The 19,078-nt window shown below is 68.6% G+C and carries 13 protein-coding genes; 7 read left to right on the plus strand and 6 right to left on the minus strand.

Going from position 1 to position 19,078, the window contains the following annotated elements:
- Positions 1–95 precede the first annotated feature (95 nt).
- From tatA to tatC, 3 genes are read left to right on the plus strand one after another with little or no spacing between them, the layout of a single operon-like run.
- Positions 96–335, plus strand: a complete 240-nt coding sequence (gene tatA / locus LF41_RS08885; protein ID WP_036168689.1) for a Sec-independent protein translocase subunit TatA — start codon at positions 96–98, stop codon at positions 333–335.
- Positions 336–343: 8 nt separating this feature from the next.
- On the plus strand, positions 344–871 hold the full coding sequence (gene tatB / locus LF41_RS08890; protein ID WP_036168691.1) for a Sec-independent protein translocase protein TatB: 528 nt from the start codon (positions 344–346) through the stop codon (positions 869–871).
- Entirely contained in the window at positions 858–1,610 is a 753-nt protein-coding gene (gene tatC, locus LF41_RS08895) for a twin-arginine translocase subunit TatC (RefSeq protein WP_036168693.1), read from the plus strand. The genes tatB and tatC overlap by 14 nt, the downstream gene beginning before the upstream one ends.
- 6 nt (positions 1,611–1,616) lie before the next feature.
- Here the strand turns inward: tatC and LF41_RS08900 are convergent, their stop codons facing one another.
- Positions 1,617–2,528: a BPSS1780 family membrane protein gene (locus LF41_RS08900; protein WP_036168695.1), complete on the minus strand. Its 912-nt coding sequence runs from the start codon at positions 2,526–2,528 to the stop codon at positions 1,617–1,619.
- Positions 2,529–2,572: 44 nt separating this feature from the next.
- Positions 2,573–3,301, minus strand: a complete 729-nt coding sequence (locus LF41_RS08905; RefSeq protein WP_036168697.1) for a glutamine amidotransferase — start codon at positions 3,299–3,301, stop codon at positions 2,573–2,575.
- A 90-nt stretch (positions 3,302–3,391) separates the two neighbouring features.
- Between LF41_RS08905 and glyQ the strand changes: the two genes are divergently transcribed.
- The 4 genes from glyQ to LF41_RS08925 are packed head-to-tail and all read left to right on the plus strand — an operon-like array spanning position 3,392 to position 12,020.
- Positions 3,392–4,315 (plus strand): glycine--tRNA ligase subunit alpha, encoded by a 924-nt coding sequence (gene glyQ, locus LF41_RS08910; protein WP_036168699.1) that lies wholly within the window; start codon positions 3,392–3,394, stop codon positions 4,313–4,315.
- Positions 4,312–6,387: a glycine--tRNA ligase subunit beta gene (gene glyS / locus LF41_RS08915; protein ID WP_036168701.1), complete on the plus strand. Its 2,076-nt coding sequence runs from the start codon at positions 4,312–4,314 to the stop codon at positions 6,385–6,387. The genes glyQ and glyS overlap by 4 nt, the downstream gene beginning before the upstream one ends.
- A gap of 30 nt (positions 6,388–6,417) precedes the next feature.
- Positions 6,418–8,202, plus strand: a complete 1,785-nt coding sequence (locus LF41_RS08920; protein WP_036168795.1) for an autotransporter assembly complex protein TamA — start codon at positions 6,418–6,420, stop codon at positions 8,200–8,202.
- A gap of 5 nt (positions 8,203–8,207) precedes the next feature.
- Positions 8,208–12,020 carry a translocation/assembly module TamB domain-containing protein gene (locus LF41_RS08925; protein WP_052116278.1) on the plus strand — a complete coding sequence of 1,271 codons (3,813 nt, stop codon included), beginning with the start codon at positions 8,208–8,210 and terminating at the stop codon, positions 12,018–12,020.
- Between the two features lie 110 nt (positions 12,021–12,130).
- Here the strand turns inward: LF41_RS08925 and LF41_RS08930 are convergent, their stop codons facing one another.
- The 4 genes from LF41_RS08930 to LF41_RS08945 form a co-directional block, all read right to left on the minus strand.
- Positions 12,131–14,383, minus strand: coding sequence for a M4 family metallopeptidase (locus LF41_RS08930; protein WP_036168703.1), 2,253 nt, complete (start codon positions 14,381–14,383; stop codon positions 12,131–12,133).
- A 436-nt stretch (positions 14,384–14,819) separates the two neighbouring features.
- Entirely contained in the window at positions 14,820–16,121 is a 1,302-nt protein-coding gene (locus tag LF41_RS08935) for a hypothetical protein (RefSeq protein WP_036168705.1), read from the minus strand.
- A gap of 46 nt (positions 16,122–16,167) precedes the next feature.
- Positions 16,168–18,054: a tRNA uridine-5-carboxymethylaminomethyl(34) synthesis enzyme MnmG gene (gene mnmG / locus LF41_RS08940; RefSeq protein ID WP_036168707.1), complete on the minus strand. Its 1,887-nt coding sequence runs from the start codon at positions 18,052–18,054 to the stop codon at positions 16,168–16,170.
- Positions 18,055–18,411: 357 nt separating this feature from the next.
- Complete coding sequence (locus LF41_RS08945) at positions 18,412–19,038, minus strand: hypothetical protein (RefSeq protein ID WP_152599962.1); 627 nt, start codon at positions 19,036–19,038, stop codon at positions 18,412–18,414.
- Between the last annotated feature and the right edge of the window lie 40 nt (positions 19,039–19,078).

Below are 19,078 nucleotides of genomic sequence, written 5' to 3' on the forward strand. Positions count from 1 at the left end.
ACGCATCGGACCCCACGGACCGCCCGTTCATCTTCGGGCGGTTCTCACATCCGCTGCGCTATCCTGTCGCCTCTTTCCCCCCGAGAGATGCGCCCATGGGTGGTTTCAGCATTTGGCATTGGCTGATCGTGCTGGTGATCGTGGTGCTGGTGTTCGGCACCAAGCGTCTCGGCAACGTCGGCAAGGATCTCGGCGAAGCGGTCAAGGGCTTCAAGAAGGGCATGAACGAAGAAGACAAGCCCGCCGCCCGCCTGTCCGACGCGACGCGCGAGGAACAGGAACTGCGCGATCGCGAACGCCGCGAGCAAGAGCAGCGTAACGATCCTCCGCGCTGAGGCGCGCGATGTTCGACATCGGCTTCAGCGAGATCTTCCTGATCGCGGTGGTCGCGCTCATCGTGCTCGGCCCCGAGAAACTGCCGCGCGCCGCGCGGTTCGCCGGGCTGTGGGTGCGCAAGGCGCGCGCGCAGTGGTACGCGGTGAAGTCGGAGTTCGAACAGGACCTCGCCGCCGACGAGCTCAAGCGCAGCCTGACGGAAACGCGCGAGTCGCTGCGCCAGGCCGAAGAACAGCTCCGCTCGGGCGTCGGTTCGATCCGCGACCGCATGCAGAAGGAATTCGACGATGTGTCGGCGGCCGCGACGGCGGGCGTCGAACCCGGCGCGGGCACCGCGCCGGAAGACGCGTCGCAGGAATCGGACGCGCAACCGAACCGGCACGAAGACGAGGAAGAGCGTTCGCTGGAGTCGGCGAGCGCGATGGACTGGGAACCGCCGCTGCCGAGCGACGACGACGATGGCGTTCCCGTGGAAGACGCCGAAGCCGCACCGCACCCCCCGAAGCAGCCCGACGACGCCCATGCTGGACGCTGATTCCGAAGTTCCGGCCCGCCTCATCGATCACCTGATCGAATTGCGTTCGCGCCTGATGTGGGCGCTGGCGGGGCTGCTGCTGGTGTTCGGTTGCCTGATGCCGTTCGCATCCGAACTCTACGACCGCATCGCCTTTCCGCTGATCAGCCAGTTGCCGTCGGGCCAGCGCATGATCGCGATCGATCCGGCCGGCGGTTTCTTCGTGCCGGTGAAACTCGCATTCTTCACCGCGTTGTTCATCGCCGCGCCGTGGTTGCTTTACCAGGCATGGGCCTTCGTTGCGCCGGGGTTGTACAAGCGCGAGAAGAAGCTCGCCGCACCGCTGCTGGCCTCCTCGGTGCTGCTGTTCTACGCCGGGTGCGCGTTCGCGTATTTCCTGGTGCTGCCCGCGGTCTTCCACTTCCTGACCAAGTTCACGCCCGAGTCCGTGCAGATGGCGCCCGACCTGGGCAAGTACATCGACTTCGTTCTGGTGTTGTTCCTCGCCTTCGGCGCGAGTTTCGAGTTGCCTGTCGCGCTCGTCATCCTCGTGCTGCTCGGCTGGGTCACGCCCAAGCAGCTCACGGAATGGCGCGGCTACGCGGTGGTCGGCATCTTCGTGGTCGCGGCGGTGATCACGCCGCCGGACGTCGTGTCGCAGTTGATGCTCGCGATCCCGATGATGGCCCTGTACGAAGCGGGCATCATCGCCTCGCGCTTCGTCGCGCCCAAGAAGGTCGAGGCCACGCCGGAAGCCTGACGCACGTCAGGCTTCGATGCCGCCGAACGGGGGCGGCGTGGCCTGCGGGCCGTCGAACGTATCGCGCCACGCGATGTACGCACCGCCCGCCAGCACGACCAGCATCGCCGCGGCGAAGGCGAGCAGCGGCAGCAACGAGAGCATCGCGCCCACGGCCGGATGCACGAGTGCCCCGACCGACGCGAGCAGCGTGGACAGCATCACGATGACGACCGCCGCGACGATCGTGCCGCCGACGAACAGGCCGGCGGCGACGAGGTTCGCGCCGATGTTGCGCACCGACGCGCGCAACGCATCGCGCACGGCATCGACGATCCCCAGCCCCGAGAACAACACCAGCGGCACGGCGAACAACATCACCGCATAGGTGAAATAGTTGAAGGCCAGTTGCACGACCATGAGCAGGCCCGGATGCGCCGGTTGCGGCATCACCGGCGTGGCGCCGCCCATCGCGCCGCGAATGGCGCCCAGGTACTCCTGCCAGTAGGTCGGGCCGGCCACCGCGATCATCACCATGCCGCCGACGATGGACAGCACGACCTGCAACAGGCCGAGCACCACCAGCGTGCGCACGCGCGGCGAGCGGAAGGGCGCGAACAGGTCCCGCGCACGCACCGGCCGCCCGGCTTCGGCCTCGCGGATCACGTGCATCATCCCGCCCAGGAGGATCGGCATCAGCACCATCAGGCCGAGGAACAAGGGCACGAACACGAGCGCCATCAGCATCAGGTTCGGCGCGCCGCCGGCCTCCCCACGCACCGCCAGCACCACGCCGACCATGACCAGCGCGAAGACGTACAACGTCGCCATGAACAGCAGCGACGCGCCGAACACTGCCTTCGGATTGCGCGCGCCGAGTTCGATGGCGGCGCGAAACCACGCCAAACCCTGCGATACGGGGATCTTGCGGACTTGCATCGAGACTCCGTCGCGGTGGGGGCCGCGGCCGATGGGGAAATGGGTCAGGGCGTACGGCGCAGGTGGCGTGCGTGCCGCACGAAGCGCCGCAACACGCGTCGCGCATGCGGCGCGGCCGTGATGTCGCGGCTGACCTGTTTGGCGCACTGGCCTTCGCGCGCGAGCGCGTCGTGCCGCGCGCGCACGTAGCCGCGCATGTGCGTGTTGCTGAATTCGGGATGGAACTGGACGCCCCACACGTGATCGCGCCAACGGAAGGCATGGCAATCGTCGAGCGAGGAACGCGCGAGCACGAGCGCATCGGCGGGCGTCTTCAGCACGCTCTGCAAATGCGTGGCCTGCGCCGGGAATTGCGCGGGGAGGCCGCGGAACAACGGATCCTGCTCGGCATGCGGATGCAGTTCGAGCCCGATCGTCCCCATCTCGCGTCCGGCGGGGTTGTAATCGACCTGCCCGCCGAGCGCATGCGCGATCAGCTGGTGGCCGTAGCAGATGCCGAACAACGGGACGCCCTCGTGGGCGGCCTCGCGCAACCAGGCGGCGCTGCGCTCGCTCCACGGATGCTTGTCGGTGACCATCGCGCCCGACCCGGTGACGATCACGCCCGCGAAGCCTTCGGTCGAGGGCAGCGCATCGCCCGCCTCGACGTTGGCGACCACCGCCTCGTCGCGCGTCAGGCCGGCGGCGACGCGGATCCAGTGGGGAAAGGTGCCGTGCCGGCGCATGGAGGCGACGGGCTGGCCGGTTTCGACGATCAGGAAGGGGCTGTTCAATTCAAAACCCGGGAAAACGCAGGCATTGCGCCGGGGTATCGACGCGCGCTTCTATACTAGCCCGCTTTTACGCCACCCAATCCGCGCACCATGCAGCAGAACGGCCAGCCGGCTCGAATCACCTTCCAGGAATTGATCCTGCGCCTCAACGCTTATTGGGCGGCGCAGGGCTGCGTCCTGATCCAGCCGCTCGACCTCGAGGTCGGCGCCGGGACCTTCCATCCGGCCACCTTCCTGCGTGCGCTGGGCCCCGAGCCGTGGAATGCCGCCTACGTGCAGCCCTGCCGCCGTCCCGCCGACGGCCGCTACGGGGAGAACCCCAACCGGCTGCAGCGTTACTACCAGTACCAGGTGGTGATGAAGCCCAACCCCGACAACATCCAGGAGCTGTACCTGGGCTCGCTGGTCGCGCTCGGCCTTGACCCGCTGGTGCACGACCTGCGCTTCGTCGAGGACAACTGGGAATCCCCCACGCTCGGCGCCTGGGGCCTGGGCTGGGAAGTCTGGCTCAACGGCATGGAAGTCACGCAGTTCACGTACTTCCAGCAAGCCGGCGGCATCGAATGCCGCCCGGTGCTCGGCGAGATCACGTACGGGCTCGAGCGCCTGGCGATGTACCTGCAGAACGTCGACAACGTCTTCGACCTGGTGTGGACCACCGGCCCGCAAGGCACGGTCTATTACCGCGACGTCTACCACCAGAACGAAGTCGAACAATCGGCCTACAACTTCGAGCACGCGGACGTCGCCGAGTTGTTCCACCGCTTCGATGCGTGCGAAAGCGAAGCGATGAAGCTCGTCGAACTCGGCCTGCCGCTCCCCGCGTACGACCAGGTCTGCAAGGCCTCGCATTCGTTCAACTTGCTCGATGCGCGCCGCGCGATCGGCGTGACCGAACGCCAGCGGTACATCCTGCGCGTGCGCAAACTCGCGCAGGCCGTGGCCGAAGCGTACTTCGCGCAGCGCGAGAAGCTCGGCTTCCCGGGCCTCAAGCAGTCGGAGGCCTTGGCATGAGCGCGATGGAACCGCTGCTGATCGAGCTGGGCACCGAGGAATTGCCGGTCAAGGCCTTGCCGGGGCTGGCGCAGGCCTTCTTCGACAACGTCATCGACGGGCTTGCGCGCCGCGGCATCGCGTTCGACCGCGGCGATGCCAAACCCCTTTATTCGCCGCGTCGCCTGGGCGTCGTGCTGCCGGGCGTGTCGGTCGAACAGGACGAACAACGCAGCGAAGTTCTGGGCCCGTATCTCAACGTCGCGCTCGATGCCGACGGCCAGGCCACGCGCGCCCTGCAAGGCTTCGCGCAGAAGGCCGGCGTGGAATGGACGGCGCTGGAACGCACGAGCGACGCCAAGGGCGAGCGCTTCGTGCATCGCGCGGTCAAACCGGGCGCGAAGACGTCCTCGCTGCTGCCGGAGATCGTGCGCGACGCCATCGCCGCGATGCCGATCCCCAAGCCGATGCGCTGGGGCGCGCACGAACACGCCTTCGCGCGGCCCGTGCATTGGCTCGTGCTCCTGCTGGGCAGCGAGGTGGTCGAAGGCGACGTCCTCGGCGTGCGCGCCGGGCGCAATTCGCGCGGCCATCGGTTCCTGCACGACAAGCCGGTGTGGATCAACGCACCGGGCGATTACGTGGACGCGCTGCGCGGTGCGAAGGTGCTGGTCGATCCCGACGAGCGCCGGAGCACGATCGTGCGCGAAGTCGAAGCCGCGGCCACGCAGGCCGGCGGCGTCGCGCGCATCGCCGACGACAACCTCGCGCAGGTGGCGTGCCTGGTCGAATGGCCGAGCGCGGTGCTGGGTGGGTTCGAAGCGCAATTCCTCGCAGTGCCGCAGGAAGCGCTCATCGCGACGATGGAAGACAACCAGAAATTCTTCCCCGTGCTCGATGCGCAGGGCCGGCTGACGCCGGCGTTCGTGGGGATCGCCAACATCGTGTCCAAGGATGTCGCCGAAGTCCGCAAGGGCTACGAGCGCGTCATCCGCCCGCGTTTCGCCGATGCGAAGTTCTTCTTCGTCGAAGACATGAAGCAAGGCCTGGCGTCGATGCGCGCAGGCCTTGCGAACGTGACCTACCAGGCCAAGCTCGGCACGCTCGCCGACAAGGCTGGTCGCGTGGCGCGCCTGGCAGAAGCCATCGCCCGCGAGTTGTTCCTCGATCCTTCGCTCGCGCAGCGCGCGGCGGAACTGTCGAAGGCCGACCTGCAATCGCGCCTGGTCAACGAATTCCCGGAATTGCAGGGCATCGCCGGCCGCTACTACGCCGCGGTGGAAAACGAACCCAACGAAGTGGCCGATGCGATCGACGAGGCGTACATGCCGCGTTTCGCGGGCGACGCCGTCGCGCCTTCGCCGATCGGCCGCGTCCTCGCCATTGCCGAGCGCCTCGACACGCTTGCCGGCGGTTTCGCCGCGGGGTTGAAGCCGACCGGCAACAAGGACGCTTTCGCATTGCGCCGCAACGCGCTGGGCCTTGCACGCACGATCATCGAAAGCGGCATCGACCTCGACCTGCCCCGCCTGATCGACACCGCGCGCCAGCAACTCGGCCCCATCGGCGCGCAGGCGTCGGGCGACGAGTTGTACGACTTCATCATCGATCGCCTGCGCGCGTACTACGCCGACAAGGGCGTGCCGCCGCAACAGTTCGAAGCGGTCGCCGCGCTGCGCCCGGTGTCGCTGCTCGATTTCGATCGCCGCCTGCAGGCCATCGGGGCATTCGCGGTGCTGCCGGAAGCCGAAGCACTGGCCGCCGCCAACAAGCGCATCCGCAACATCCTGAAAAAGGCCGAAGGCGACGTGGCGACTACGGTGGACGCCGCGCGCTTCACCGACGGCGCCGAACGCGATCTCGGCGAAGCGGTCGATGCCGCGGTCGGCGAAACGGACGCTTCGCTCAAGGCGCGCGATTACGTCGCAGTCCTTGGCCGGCTCGCCCGCTTGCGTCCGCAGGTGGATGCGTTCTTCGACCAGGTGATGGTGAACGTCGACGACGCCGCCATCAGGAACAACCGCCTGGCCTTGCTCAAGCGCCTCGCCGATCGCCTCGGCAGTGTCGCGGCCATCGAGCATCTGTCTACATAACCCATCCCCCGGCCGGGTATGCTCGGCCGCATGGTTCCGGTCTCCCCCCGCCCGGTCTTCCAATGTCTTTGCCTCACCGCGCTCCTCGCGAGCGCGGCGCCGGCGTTCGCCGCGCAGGTCGTCGACGTGCAGGTGCGCGGGCTCGATCCGGTGATGACCGAGAACGTGAAGCGCTCGCTGTCGCTGGTGGATTCCATCGGCCGCGATGTCTCCGGGCGGCGCATGGCGTATCTCGTGCGCGAAGCCGAAGCGCAGACGCGCGAGGCGCTCGAACCGTTCGGCTACTACTCGCCGACGATCACCGTCGACCGCACGCGCGTGCCCGATGCGCCCGTCACCGTGACCATCACCGTGGCACTGGGCGATCCGGTCCGTGTGCGCAACTTCGATGTCGGCATCGATGGAGAAGGCGCGAGCGACCGGTACCTGAAGGAGGAGATCGTCGCCTTCAAACCGACGCAGGGCGAAGTGTTCGACCATGCGATCTACGAAGCGTCGAAGGCGCGGGTCACGCGCCGCCTGGCCGAGCGCGGGTATTTCGACGCCGACTTCAGCACGCGGAAGGTCGAAGTCACGCGCGCCGACCGCGCCGCCGACGTCTCGCTGCGCTGGGACAGCGGCATCCGCTACGACATGGGCACGATCACCTTCGTGCAGGCGCCCAGGCGCATCGTCCGCGACGCGCTGCTCGGCAAGCTCGTGTACTGGAACGAAGGCGAGTACTACCACCAGGGCCGCCTGGACCGGCTGCGCAAGTCGCTCACCGCGCTCGATTACTTCTCGCGCATCGACATCGAACCGCAGCCGGAGAAGGCGGTCGACGGCCAGGTGCCCGTCGTCGTGACGCTCACCCCCGCAAAGCGCGACGTGTACACCGCCGGCGTGAGTTACGGCACCGACAGCGGTGCGGGCGTGCGGTTCGGGCTCGAGCGGCGCTACGTCAATGACCGCGGACACAAAGCGCTCGCGCAGCTGGATTACGCGCAGCGCAAGAAGACCGCGACATTGCAGTACCGAGTGCCCGCATTCCTGTGGCTCGATGGGTGGTACACGGGCAGCCTCCAGCTCGCCGACGAGCAGTCCGAGTTCGCCGACACGCGCCGGCTCGAGCTGGTGGGTAGCCGCAGCGGTGAGATCAACCGCTTCCTCACCGCCACCGTGTCGCTGCATGCCCTGCGCGAGCGCTGGCGTTTTCCATCGGACAATCCGCTCGATCCCGAAGTGCCGTACCAATACGCATCGCTCCTGTATCCGGCGCTCACCGCCGAATACGTGGATGCCGACGATCGCCTGTATCCGCGTCGCGCGATCGCCGGCGCGGCGACGATCCGCGGTGGCATCGAGGGCGTCGGTTCGGATGCGACGTTCCTGCAGTTGCACACCAGCGCGCGGTGGATCCGCGGCCTCGGGCCCGACAATCGCCTGTTGCTGCGCGGCGAGTACGGCCACACGTTCACCGACGAACTGTTCCAGATTCCCTTGAGCCTGCGCTATTTCGCCGGCGGCGACCGCAGCGTGCGCGGTTACGGCTGGCGCGAGATCGGCCCGCGCAACGGGGATTACGCGGAAGGCGCCAAGAACGTCGTCACCGGCAGCGTCGAGTTCGAACGGTATTTCACGCGCGACTACGGCGGCGCGGTGTTCGTCGACTTCGGCGATGCCTACGACGGCAGTACGCCGAACCTGCATTACGGCGTGGGTGTCGGTGCGCGATGGCGTTCGCCGGTCGGCCCGGTGCGCATCGACGTGGCGCGGGGTTTGACGGGCGATGAAGCGGGCTGGACCGTGTCGCTCAACATCGGGGCGGACCTGTGAGGGGCGTGCCGCTCACGCCCGAACAGCGCGCCGAACGCGCGGCGGCGCGGCGTGCGTTGGCGCGCAAGGTCGCGATCCGCTCGGCGCTGGGCGCGATCGCGTTCGGCGTGCTCGCGTTCGCGTTGCTGTATTGGTTGCTGACGACGGTCGGCGGGCGCGACGTGTTGCTCGCGCAGGTCGTCTCGCGTTTGCCGCCGGGCGCGACGCTGACGTGGGACCGCGCCGAAGGCCCGGTGTCCGGGCCGCTGACGATGCATGGCGTGCGCTTCGATTACGCCTCCGATCCGGCGCAACCGAAAAAACGCATCACCTTCACCGCGAAGACGGTGCATGTCGACCCGGCGATCCGTCCGTTGCTCGGGCGCACGCTGCGGCTCGATGCGCTCGACGTGCGCGGAGCGACGCTCGATCTGCCCGAAAGCGACGAACCGTTCGAGTTCCCGCGCTGGCCCGAATCCCTGCCGGCCATCGAGCCCCCGCTCGCGTTGCAGGCCGACACGATCCGCATCGAGGGCCTGCGCGTCACGCGCGAAGGCGCGCCGGTGATCGCGATCCGCACCGCCGGTGGCGGGCTGCGCGCATCGCACGGCCTGCTGCATGTGGAACACGTGGCGGTCGACAGCGACCTCGGCCGCTTCGCGATGCACGGCGACTACGTGCCGCGCGAACGCTACCGCACCGATTTCGTCGCGACCGCGGTGCTTCCCTCCAGGGGCGGACGCACGGCGCCGCGCTTCGGCATCGTCGCGCGCGGTGACGTGGCGAAACTCGACATCGCGGTCGCCGGCCGCCTGCCCGCGCCCGCGCAGGCAACGCTCTCGCTGCGCGGCGAACCCGATCCGCGCTGGCACCTGCGCGCGAAGGCGCCGGTGCTCGATCTGTCGTTGCTCGGCGGCGGCGAACCGAGCGACACGCCGCTCGCGGTCGAACTGCGCGCGGACGGGCTCGGCGGCGCAGCGACGATCCAGGCCACGGTGCGGCAGGGCGACCTGCGCGCCGTGATCCAACCCTCGAAGATCCGGCTCGACGACAAGGTGCTCACCGTCGAACCGCTGATCGTCGACGCGCTCGACGGCCGCACGCGACTGCAGGGTTACGCGGATTTGCGCGACCCGGATCGGCAACGGCTGCGCTTCGCGATCAACGCGCGCGGGTTGCGCTGGGGCGGCACGCCGGATGCACCGGCGGTCGTCGCCGACGCCGACTTCGGCGTCGCGGGCAAGCCCGATGCGTGGGCTGCGAAGGGCGAAGGTCGCTTCCTGCGCGAGGGCCGGCGCGCGACGTTGCGGTTCGACGCGCGCGGCGACACGGTGCATGCGGACCTGCGCTCGCTGCAGGCGCGCATGCCGAGCGGGACGCTCGATGCGAAGGGCGACGTGCGCTGGTCGCCCGCCCTGGCGTGGCAGCTCGATGCGACGCTCGCGGGATTCGATCCCGGGTACTTCGTGCCGGCGTTCCCGGGTCGCGTCGAAGGCAAGCTCGCCACGCGCGGCAGCGCGCGCAGCGACGGGCAGGGATTCGATGCGACGCTGGATGCACCATCGCTGCGCGGCACGCTGCGCGGGCGCGCGCTCGATGCGCGTGCCAAGGTCGCGTTGCACGGCAGTGATGTCGAAGGCGACGTGGCGATGGCGCTCGGCGGCAGTCGCGCGTCGGCGAAGGGCCGCGTCGGCGCGACGCTCGCGGTCGACGCGACATTCGAACCGCTGCGACTGGACGATCTGATGCCCGGCGCGGGCGGCGTGCTGCGCGGCACCGCATCGTTGCGGGGTCCGCGCGAAACGCCGGACATCATGGCCGACCTCACGGGAGAGGGCCTGCATTGGGGCGATTACCGCGCGGCGTCCCTGCGCGCGAGCGGCAAGCTACCCTGGCGCACCGGCAGCGGCGCATTGCATGTGGAAGCGCGCGATGTCGAAGCCGGGCTCGCGATCTCGCGCATCGTCGTCGATGCGCGCGGTGCCATGGAACGCCTGTCGCTCGATGCGACAGCCGACACCGCGTACGGTGGCGCGGCGTTGTCGGGCGATGCGGTGAAGCGCGGTGCGCAGTGGGGCGGCACGGTGTCGACGTTGCGCCTCGCCCCGATGAAAGGCGCGCCATGGGCGCTCGATCGCGCGACCACGTGGCGCTGGGACGGCCGCAACGGCGCGTTGTCGAACGCGTGTCTCTCCACGTCCGATGGCGGCGCGTTGTGCGCGAGCGCCGACTGGCCGCGCCACGGGCTCGACGTGCGTGCCGACCGCCTGCCGCTCACGCTCGCCACGCCCTGGCTCCCGCCGCGCGACGACGGGCGGCCGTGGCTGCTGCACGGCGATCTGCAACTGACCGGGCAATTGCGTCCCGTCGGCGACGCATGGCGCGGCAACGTGCGCGTGACCTCGGCCGAGGGGGGATTGAAGAACAGCGAGCGGTCGCGCCGCGATCTGATTTCCTACAACGGACTGCAATTGGAAGCGCAATTCGATCCACGGACGATCTCCGGCACGCTGGGCACGACGTTCAACGACGACGGCCGCGTCGATGCGCGCATCGCCACCGGTTGGGACGACTACGCGCCGCTTGCCGGCCAGGTGACCTTGCGCACCGATTCCCTGACGTGGATGGAGTTGCTGTCGCCGGACATCGTCGAGCCCACGGGCCTGATCGAAGGCAATGTCGCGCTCGGCGGCACGCGCGCGCAGCCGACGCTCGGCGGCCAGGCGCACCTTTCGAACTTCCGCACGGAAGTGCCATCGCTCGCGCTCGAGCTGCACGACGGCGACGTACGGCTGGACGCGTTGCCCGACGGCACGGCCCGCATCGCCGGTGCGATCCGCTCGGGCGAAGGCACGCTCCGCGTGGACGGTTCGCTGGGCTGGCGCGGCGCCGACACGCCGCTGGTGCTCAACGTCACAGGCGACAAGGTGCTCGCCGCCGATACGCGCGATCTGCACGCGGTGATCGCGCCGAACGTCGTCGTGCGATACGCGGCCACGCAGCCCATCGAAGTGACCGGCACGGTGACGGTGCAGGAAGCGCGCATTGCGCTCGAAGGGCTCGAAGGCGGCGCGACGACGTCGCCGGATGTCGTCGTGCTCGATCCGGTCGACCCCAAGCGCACCGCGAGCTCGCCGCTCGCGCTCGACCTCACGCTCGTCCTGCCCGAGGGTTCGGTCGCGCTGGCGGGCTTCGGACTCGACGGCACGCTCGGCGGCCAGTTGCGCGTGCGCCAGCGTCCCGGTCGCGAAATGATCGGCAACGGCACGCTCGAGGTCGCGGGCACGTACAAGGCCTACGGGCAGAAGTTGTCCGTCTCCCGCGGTGAGCTGATCTGGAGCAATTCGCCGATCGTCGATCCGCTGCTCGACGTGCGCGCCGAGCGCGAAGTCGGCGATGTCACCGCCGGTATCCAGGTGCGCGGCCATGCGACGTCGCCGCAGGCCGAAGTGTGGGCGGACCCTGCGATGGACGAGTCCGAGGCGCTCGCCTATCTCGCACTCGGCCGTCCACTCAGCAGCGCGAGCAGCGAAGAAGGCCGGCAACTCGACGCGGCCTCTGCCGCGTTGTCGGCGGGCGGCGGATTGCTGGCTTCGCAACTCGCGACGCGACTTGGGTTCGACGATGCGGGCGTGATGGATTCGCGCGCACTCGGCGGCAACGTGTTCGGCGTCGGCAAATATCTTTCGCCGAAGCTGTACGTCGGTTACGGCGTTTCGCTGCTCGGCACCGGGCAGGTCCTCACGCTGAAGTACCTGCTGCGCAAGGGCTTCGATGTCGAGATCGAGTCGAGCACCATCGAGAACCGCGGATCGTTGAACTGGCGCAAGGAGAAATAGGCGCGGTCAACGCGGAATCGTACTGCGAAAAAGAAAAACCCCGGCCGTTGCCGGCCGGGGTTCAAGCGGTCCCCTTGGGGAAGACCGCGGGAGACATCACGCGCGTTCGATCAGAACGTCACGCTCCAGGAGTTCAGCTTGCCCGTGTCGCCGGCGGCGTTGTCGTTCACGCGGAGGTTCCACGTGCCGTTCAGCGCTTCGGACGACAGGTTCACGGTGAAGGTCTGGATGATGTTGTCGGCGCTGCCGCCGGCACGGTTGCTCAGCACGTAGACCGAGCCATCCGGCGCCACCAGGTCCACCTTCAGGTCGCCCTTGTAGGTGTGCGTGATGTTGACGGCGACCTGGGCGTTGGTCGGAGCGTTGCCGCTGCGGCCGGACACCGAGACCGGGCTGTTGATCGTCGCGTTGTCGAGGATGTTGAAGTCCGTCTCGTTGGCGTAGGTCTGCGTCGACCCGCCACCGCCACCCGTCGAGTAGTCACCGAGCAGCGTCGCGCCCGAGAACGTCGAGTAGGCCTTCAGGCGCACGTAGTACGTGCCCGCGGTGGGCGCGGCGAACGTGCAGCTTTCGGCGTTGCCCGACTTGTACGGACGGCAGTCGTACGTGGTGTCCGTCGGCGCGGAGCCGCGGCGCACGTACATGTCGAGGTCGCCCGTGCCACCGGAGGTCGTGAACGTCAGGTTCGACGCGCCGGCCGGGACGACGAGCGTGTACAGCTTTTCGCTGCCCGTGCTCGCGCCGATGCCGGTGACCGCCACGCCCTTGGTCAGCGCGACCGGCGTGCCGCCGCCGCCACCGCCCGAACACGACACGCCCACGACGGTGAACGCCGCGGTGACGTCGGCCTTGTTGTAGCCGAGATCCTGCGCCGCGGTTTCGACGCCGCACGCGCCCGAGTTGAACGTGCTGCTCGGGGTCCAGTAGTTGGCGTTGGCGCGCGCGAAGGTCTTGAACGCCTTCACCGTGTCCCAGCCCGCCGTCTTGGCCAGGGTGCAGAACGCCTTGTTGTAGACGCCGGAGCTGTAGTGCACGTCCAGGCCCGAGGTGTACTGCGATGCGTTGTCGATCGAGCCGCCGTCGGCCGACGGGGTGCACATGTAACGCAGTGCGCCGTTCGCCGACTTGAAGATTTCACGGCCGACGTCGAAGTCGTTCGTGCCCTTCCAGTAGTACTCGGTCGCTTCGCCGCCCATGTCGGAGAAGGCTTCGTTCATGCCGCCGGACTGGCCGGAGTACGTCAGGTTCGAGTGCTGCTCGGTGTAACCGTGCGAGACCTCGTGACCCGAGACGTCGGCGTTGACCAGCGGATAGAACGTGCTGGCGCCGTCGCCGAAGGACATGTACGAGCCGTTCCAGAAGGCGTTCTCGTAGCTGGTGCCGTAGTGCACGCGCATCACCAGCTGGAACGTCAGCGCGTTCGTGCCGGTGTAGGCGTTGTACATGTTCTGGATCACGCCGCCGAAGAAGTGCGCGTCGTTGAGCGGCGAGTACGCGCCGTTGATGGTCTTCACCGTGTTGCGCGGGCAGGTGTAGGCGTACGCGGTGGTGCTCGCGCCGGTGCTGCCGTTGAGGTTCACGGTCTTCACGGCGGTGTTGTTCATCGTGCACGTCGAGCCGCTCTGCGCGACGTCGAGGAACGGATGCAGGCCACCGCTGCCATATTCGTACTGGCCGGTCTTGACGTTGCCGCCGGGGCCCGTGCCCACGAGCGCATGCGTCAGGCCGTCCCACTGCTTCAGCACGCGGCCGCTGCGCGCATCGACGATCACGAACGGACGCGTCGGCGAACCACCATTGGCGGTGTCGGCGAAGTACGACACGACATACGCCAGGTGGGCGCGGTCATTGTCGTCGACGAAGATCGACAGTTCCGACTTCTCGTTCTCGGTGCGCATGAAGCCGACGCGGTTGCCGAGGCCCGCGCTCTTGCCGAGCGCCAGCGCATTGGCGGGCGTGATCGACGCCTTGACCGCGGGGAGTTCGCCGGCCAGGCCATTGACCAGGCGGCCGAACATGTTGCGGACGTTGCCGTCCTTGCCTTCGGTGACCACGACGTGCTCGCCGAACACCGGCAGGCCGCGGAAGGTCTGCTGGTAGCGGATGTGGCGGGTGCCGTCCTTGTCGATGTTCGTGCGCAGCTCGCGCAGGTTCGAATCGACGTCCATGTTGAGCATTTCGGCATGGCGTTCGCGGGCCTGCAGGGCGAGGCCCGTGCGAGCGGCGACAGCCCTGGACTGCGCATTGACCTGCGAGACGTTCAGGCGATGCAGATCGGTGCGTTGTGCGGCGAGCGCACCCTGCGCGGTGAGCGCAAGGGTGGTGGCAGCCGCGAGTGCTGCCAGGCGGTGGTGACGATTCACGAAGTGGTACCCCCGAAAGATGGATTGAAAAATGGACCGCGTCCTTTTTGTTTTCGCGGCCTGCGTTCCGTGCAGTTGTTGCAATCCGGCCCCTGTCGTCGGTCCCACTCCTGCCGTGGACCTGCGTCGCTCGGACCACCGCCGAGCGCATGTGCGCAGAGCGGTCGTCGGACGCTAGGGGGTCATTCGCGGGTTCGTCAAAGCGAAAACGGTTTCGGCTTTCCGGCTACCTGAACGGAAGCTTTCCGCAACGCGGCAGTACGGCGCGGGTAAGGGCCGCTTTTCATTGGGTTTTTCGTGCATTGCGGCGCAGCAGCGCGGGTTGCGGCTTCACGCGCCGTCCACGGGCCCGTTTGTGCGGTGCAGCAGGCGAATGCGCAAAAAGTGTCACTGTGGGGTGCAAGTCACACTTTTCTTGCGCGCCGTCGCAGAGGCCTCAACCACGCGGTGCGACCTTCGCGCCGACCAGGCGCGGGCGCCCTTCCACGATGTCGGTCCACACGACGAAGGCCACGCCGTTGCGGACCGCGATCTTCGGGAAGCCCGTGCCGCGGCCGCGACCGGCGAGCGTCGCAAGCTTCGTCGTCCGGGGTGCGCCGCCGGCGTTCGCGTAACGCGCCAGTTGCACCGTCTGCCCCTTCCCGTCTTCGCGCAGCCACACCAGCCAAGTCGCGTCCCCGTCCTTCGCGACATCGACCCGCCCCTGCAGGGCGGCGCCGGAATCGACATCGACGGGGGCATCGAAGGTGTTGCCGCTGTCCTTGCTGCGCGCCAGTCGCAGCACGGGCTTATCGTTCGGCGCGGTGTACCAGGCCACCGCGACCGCAGGGCCCCATGCACCCACCGACGGACCATTGAGCGGACAGCCTGTCATCTTCCAGCCATCGGCGTGCACGGGCTTGGGCGCATCCCACTTGCCCACGCGCAGGTGCGTGGCGGAGATGTCTCGGATCTCCTGGTCGCTGCGGTCGCGATAGACCAGCAGCGGGCCGGTATCGGTCAGCGCGGCGTCGGTGCCGCAGCAGTCGCACGTCGAGGCGTCGATTTCCGCTTCGCCGCTGCGCTGGAGCGCGCCGTCGAAGCGCGCGCCGCGCACCGTCATTTCGCCGGCGGCGCCTGCATCGTGCTTCGTCGCATCGTGCATGTGCATCGCGCCGGCGGTCTTCCGGCCGTCGAGCCACGCCATGCCGATCGCGTCCTGCCCCGCGGGCCACATCGACACGAATCCGTGCTCGGTGCCGGTCGCGTCGTCGTTCACCGCGACGGGCGGAGCCCAGTGCACGCCGTTGTCGGGCGAGCGCGTCAACATGATGTCCGAGGCGTGCGGCGACTTCCCGTCGGCGGGCGTCTGCAACCAGTGCGCCCACAGCGCGCGGTCGTCGGTCATCAGGATGTGCGGCGTGTTCGCCCAGTTCGCGGTGAGCGTGCGACCGACGGCGATCGTCTTCGGCGCCGATTCCCAACTGTCGTCGCCGAGGTACGCGGCGTACTGGAATGCGTTGCGGTCGCCCTGCTTGCGCACCCAGCTCACGAGCAATTGACCTTCGGGGCCGACGGACAGGTCCGGCTGCGCGGCGCCGTCGGGCACGGGCAGCGCCCATTCGTTGACGATGAGGCCGGAGGCGGCGTCGGCGGCGATGGCCGTGCGCGGTTGCGCGGCGTCGGGCCCGGGCGAACGCGAACAGGCGGCGAGTGCGCCGAGCAGCGCGAGGGACAGCAGGCGGAGGGTCGTGTTCATGCGCGGAGCGTACTCCCGCCGCGCACGAGGGCGCGTGTACCGATCGTCAGGCGACGCGGGTGTCGCGCACGCGCGCCAGGTGCACCAGCAGCAGCGAGATCGCGGCCGGCGTCATGCCCGGGATGCGCTGGGCCTGGCCGATGGTTTCCGGCCGCACGCGCGCGAGCTTCTGCTGCACTTCCGCCGACAGACCGCGCACGGCGGCGTAGTCGAACGCGGCCGGAATCGACGTGTGTTCGTGGCGTTGCTGGCGTGCGATCTCGTCGCGCTGGCGGCCGAGGTAACCGGCGTACTTCACGCCGATCTCGACTTGCTCGGCGACCTTCGCATCCTCGACGCCCGGGGCGAGCGACGGCAACTGCATGAGCTTCCCGTAATCGAGTTCGGGACGCTTCATCAGGTCGAGCGCGTTGGCCTCGCGCGTGAGCGCGACGCCCAGCGTGGCTTCGAGTTCGCGCCCGAGCGCGTTGCCGGGCGAAGCCCACGCGGCGCGCAGGCGGTCTTCTTCGCGCGCGATCGCCTCGCGCTTGGCTTCGAAGCGCGAGAAGCGCGCGTCGTCGACGAGCCCGAGTTCGCGTCCGACCGGTGTCAGGCGCAGGTCCGCATTGTCCTCGCGCAGTTGCAGACGGTATTCGGCGCGCGAGGTGAACATGCGGTACGGCTCGTTGGTGCCGTGCGTGATGAGGTCATCGACGAGCACGCCGAGATACGCCTCGTCGCGGCGCGGCGACCACGCATCGCGCTCCTGCACGAAGCGCGCGGCATTGAGGCCCGCGAGCAGGCCCTGCGCCGCGGCTTCCTCGTAACCGGTGGTGCCGTTGATCTGGCCGGCGAAGAACAGGCCGGCGACGGCCTTGGTTTCCAGCGAGGCCTTCAGGCCGCGCGGATCGAAGAAGTCGTATTCGATCGCGTACCCGGCGCGGGTGATGTGCGCGTGCTCGAAACCGCGGATCGAACGCACCAGGTCGAGCTGCACGTCGAAGGGCAACGACGTCGAGATGCCGTTCGGATAGATCTCCGCGACCTCGAGCCCTTCGGGTTCGACGAAGATCTGGTGCGACGCCTTCTCGGCGAAGCGCACCACCTTGTCTTCGATCGACGGGCAGTAGCGCGGGCCGATGCCTTCGATCTGGCCGGTGTAGAGCGGGGATCGATCGAGCGCGCCGCGGATGATGGCGTGCGTGCGCTCGCTGGTGTGGGTGATCCAGCACGAGACCTGGCGCGGATGGTCGTCGCGCGAACCGATGAAGGACATCACCGGGCGCGGATCGTCGCCGGGTTGTTCTTCCATCACGCTGTAATCGAGCGTGCGGCCGTCGATGCGCGGCGGCGTGCCGGTTTTCAGGCGATCGACGATGAAGGGTCGTTCGCGCAACCGCGCCGCCAACGTCGTCGCCGGCGGATCGCCGGCGCGGCCCGCGGCGTATTGCGTTTCGCCGACGTGGATCTTGCCGGCGAGGAAGGTCCCGGCCGTCAGCACGACCGCGGGCGCTTCGAACCGCAGGCCGGTCTGCGTGATCGCGCCGCGCACGGTGTCGCCGTCGATGATGAGGTCGTCGACCGCAGACTGGAACACGGTGAGGTGGGGCTGCGCTTCGACCATGCGGCGGATCGCGGCGCGGTACAGCGCGCGGTCGGCCTGGCAGCGCGTGGCGCGCACCGCGGGGCCTTTCGACGCATTCAGCGTGCGCCACTGGATGCCCGCGGCATCGGCCGCGCGCGCCATCGCGCCGCCGAGTGCGTCGATTTCCTTGACCAGGTGGCCCTTGCCGATGCCACCGATCGCCGGGTTGCAGCTCATCGCGCCGACGGTCTCGACGTTGTGCGTGAGCAACAACGTGCGTGCACCGGTGCGCGCGGCGGCGAGCGCGGCTTCGGTGCCCGCGTGGCCGCCGCCGATGACGATGACGTCGTGGCGGAAGAAGGTCGACATAGCGCTGGTCATTTTAGTTGTTCGGGCACATGAACGAGCGCGCGCCGAAGTTGGCACGCTTCCTGCGACATCTCCATTGCACCCGGGGTGGCAGGCGCTTCAAGGCGCCGCCGGATTGGAACAGGGGCTGGCGAGTACACGCCGGGGAAGCGCAGGGGCCGAATGTCGGGGGACGTTCGGCCCCTTTTTTTATGCCCGATTGGGTGGCCGACGCCCCGCGAGGTGCGGAACAGGGGGGATCCGTGGGTTCCCCGGGGGCGTCGACATGGTCGGTGCCTGCCGCGAGTCGTGTCGCAAAGCGACGCAACTCGTCACTCGTGGCCTACTGTGCGCCCCCGCTACCGGGAGCGCAACACCTCAGGGTGTGCCGCGCGCCCCACTTTTGGTTCCCGCACGATCCGTCGCGCGTTCCTGTCGGACCGACGGCGTCACCGTCGGCCGCGGCGCGGGCGTCACGGGCCGCGACGGCGGTGGTGGCCGCACGGCGTTCGACGGCGTGCGGACTTGCGGGCGCGAGGTCGGCGGCGGTGCGATGCCACCGTTGACGGTCGCGGGGCGGCGCACGTGCGGCATCACCGGCGGGTTGCCGCCGCGCGGGCCGAAGCGTTCGACTTCGCGATGGTCGCGCAGTTGCGGCGGGTTGTTGTTGCCGCCACCCGGGTCGGTCGGCGGCGGCGGCGGATTGTGCGGGTGTCGCGGCTTGTACGGGCCGCGATAGCCACCGCCGTATCCATGGCCGTAATAACCACCGTAGTAGCCAGGGTAGCCGCCCCAGTAACCGTATCCGCCGCCCCAGCCGCCGTACGGCCCGTAATAGGCGCCCGGATACCCGTACCAGAAGCTGGCCGACGGCACGTAGTGATAGTCGACGTAGGGATCGCCGGTGTAGTAATCGCCACCGCCTTGCTGGTGGTAGGTGTAGCCCGTCACGCAGCCGCCGAGCAGTGCGGCGGCGGCGAGCAGGATCAAGCGCTGCATGGCCATGGTCATCCCCTGTGGATACGGCGAGATTCCACCCGCCGCA

This window comes from Lysobacter dokdonensis DS-58, from assembly GCF_000770795.1.
In the GTDB taxonomy this organism is placed as follows: Bacteria; Pseudomonadota; Gammaproteobacteria; order Xanthomonadales; family Xanthomonadaceae; genus Noviluteimonas; species Noviluteimonas dokdonensis.

What these genes read in the sequence shown, in the direction of transcription:
- tatA (WP_036168689.1), top strand. Translation starts at nt 96, where the DNA reads ATGGGTGGTTTCAGCATTTGGCATTGGCTGATCGTGCTGGTGATCGTG.
- tatB (WP_036168691.1), top strand. Translation starts at nt 344, where the DNA reads ATGTTCGACATCGGCTTCAGCGAGATCTTCCTGATCGCGGTGGTCGCG.
- tatC (WP_036168693.1), top strand. Translation starts at nt 858, where the DNA reads ATGCTGGACGCTGATTCCGAAGTTCCGGCCCGCCTCATCGATCACCTG.
- LF41_RS08900 (WP_036168695.1), bottom strand. Translation starts at nt 2,528, where the DNA reads ATGCAAGTCCGCAAGATCCCCGTATCGCAGGGTTTGGCGTGGTTTCGC.
- glyQ (WP_036168699.1), top strand. Translation starts at nt 3,392, where the DNA reads ATGCAGCAGAACGGCCAGCCGGCTCGAATCACCTTCCAGGAATTGATC.
- glyS (WP_036168701.1), top strand. Translation starts at nt 4,312, where the DNA reads ATGAGCGCGATGGAACCGCTGCTGATCGAGCTGGGCACCGAGGAATTG.
- LF41_RS08920 (WP_036168795.1), top strand. Translation starts at nt 6,418, where the DNA reads ATGGTTCCGGTCTCCCCCCGCCCGGTCTTCCAATGTCTTTGCCTCACC.
- LF41_RS08935 (WP_036168705.1), bottom strand. Translation starts at nt 16,121, where the DNA reads ATGAACACGACCCTCCGCCTGCTGTCCCTCGCGCTGCTCGGCGCACTC.
- mnmG (WP_036168707.1), bottom strand. Translation starts at nt 18,054, where the DNA reads ATGTCGACCTTCTTCCGCCACGACGTCATCGTCATCGGCGGCGGCCAC.
- LF41_RS08945 (WP_152599962.1), bottom strand. Translation starts at nt 19,038, where the DNA reads ATGGCCATGCAGCGCTTGATCCTGCTCGCCGCCGCCGCACTGCTCGGC.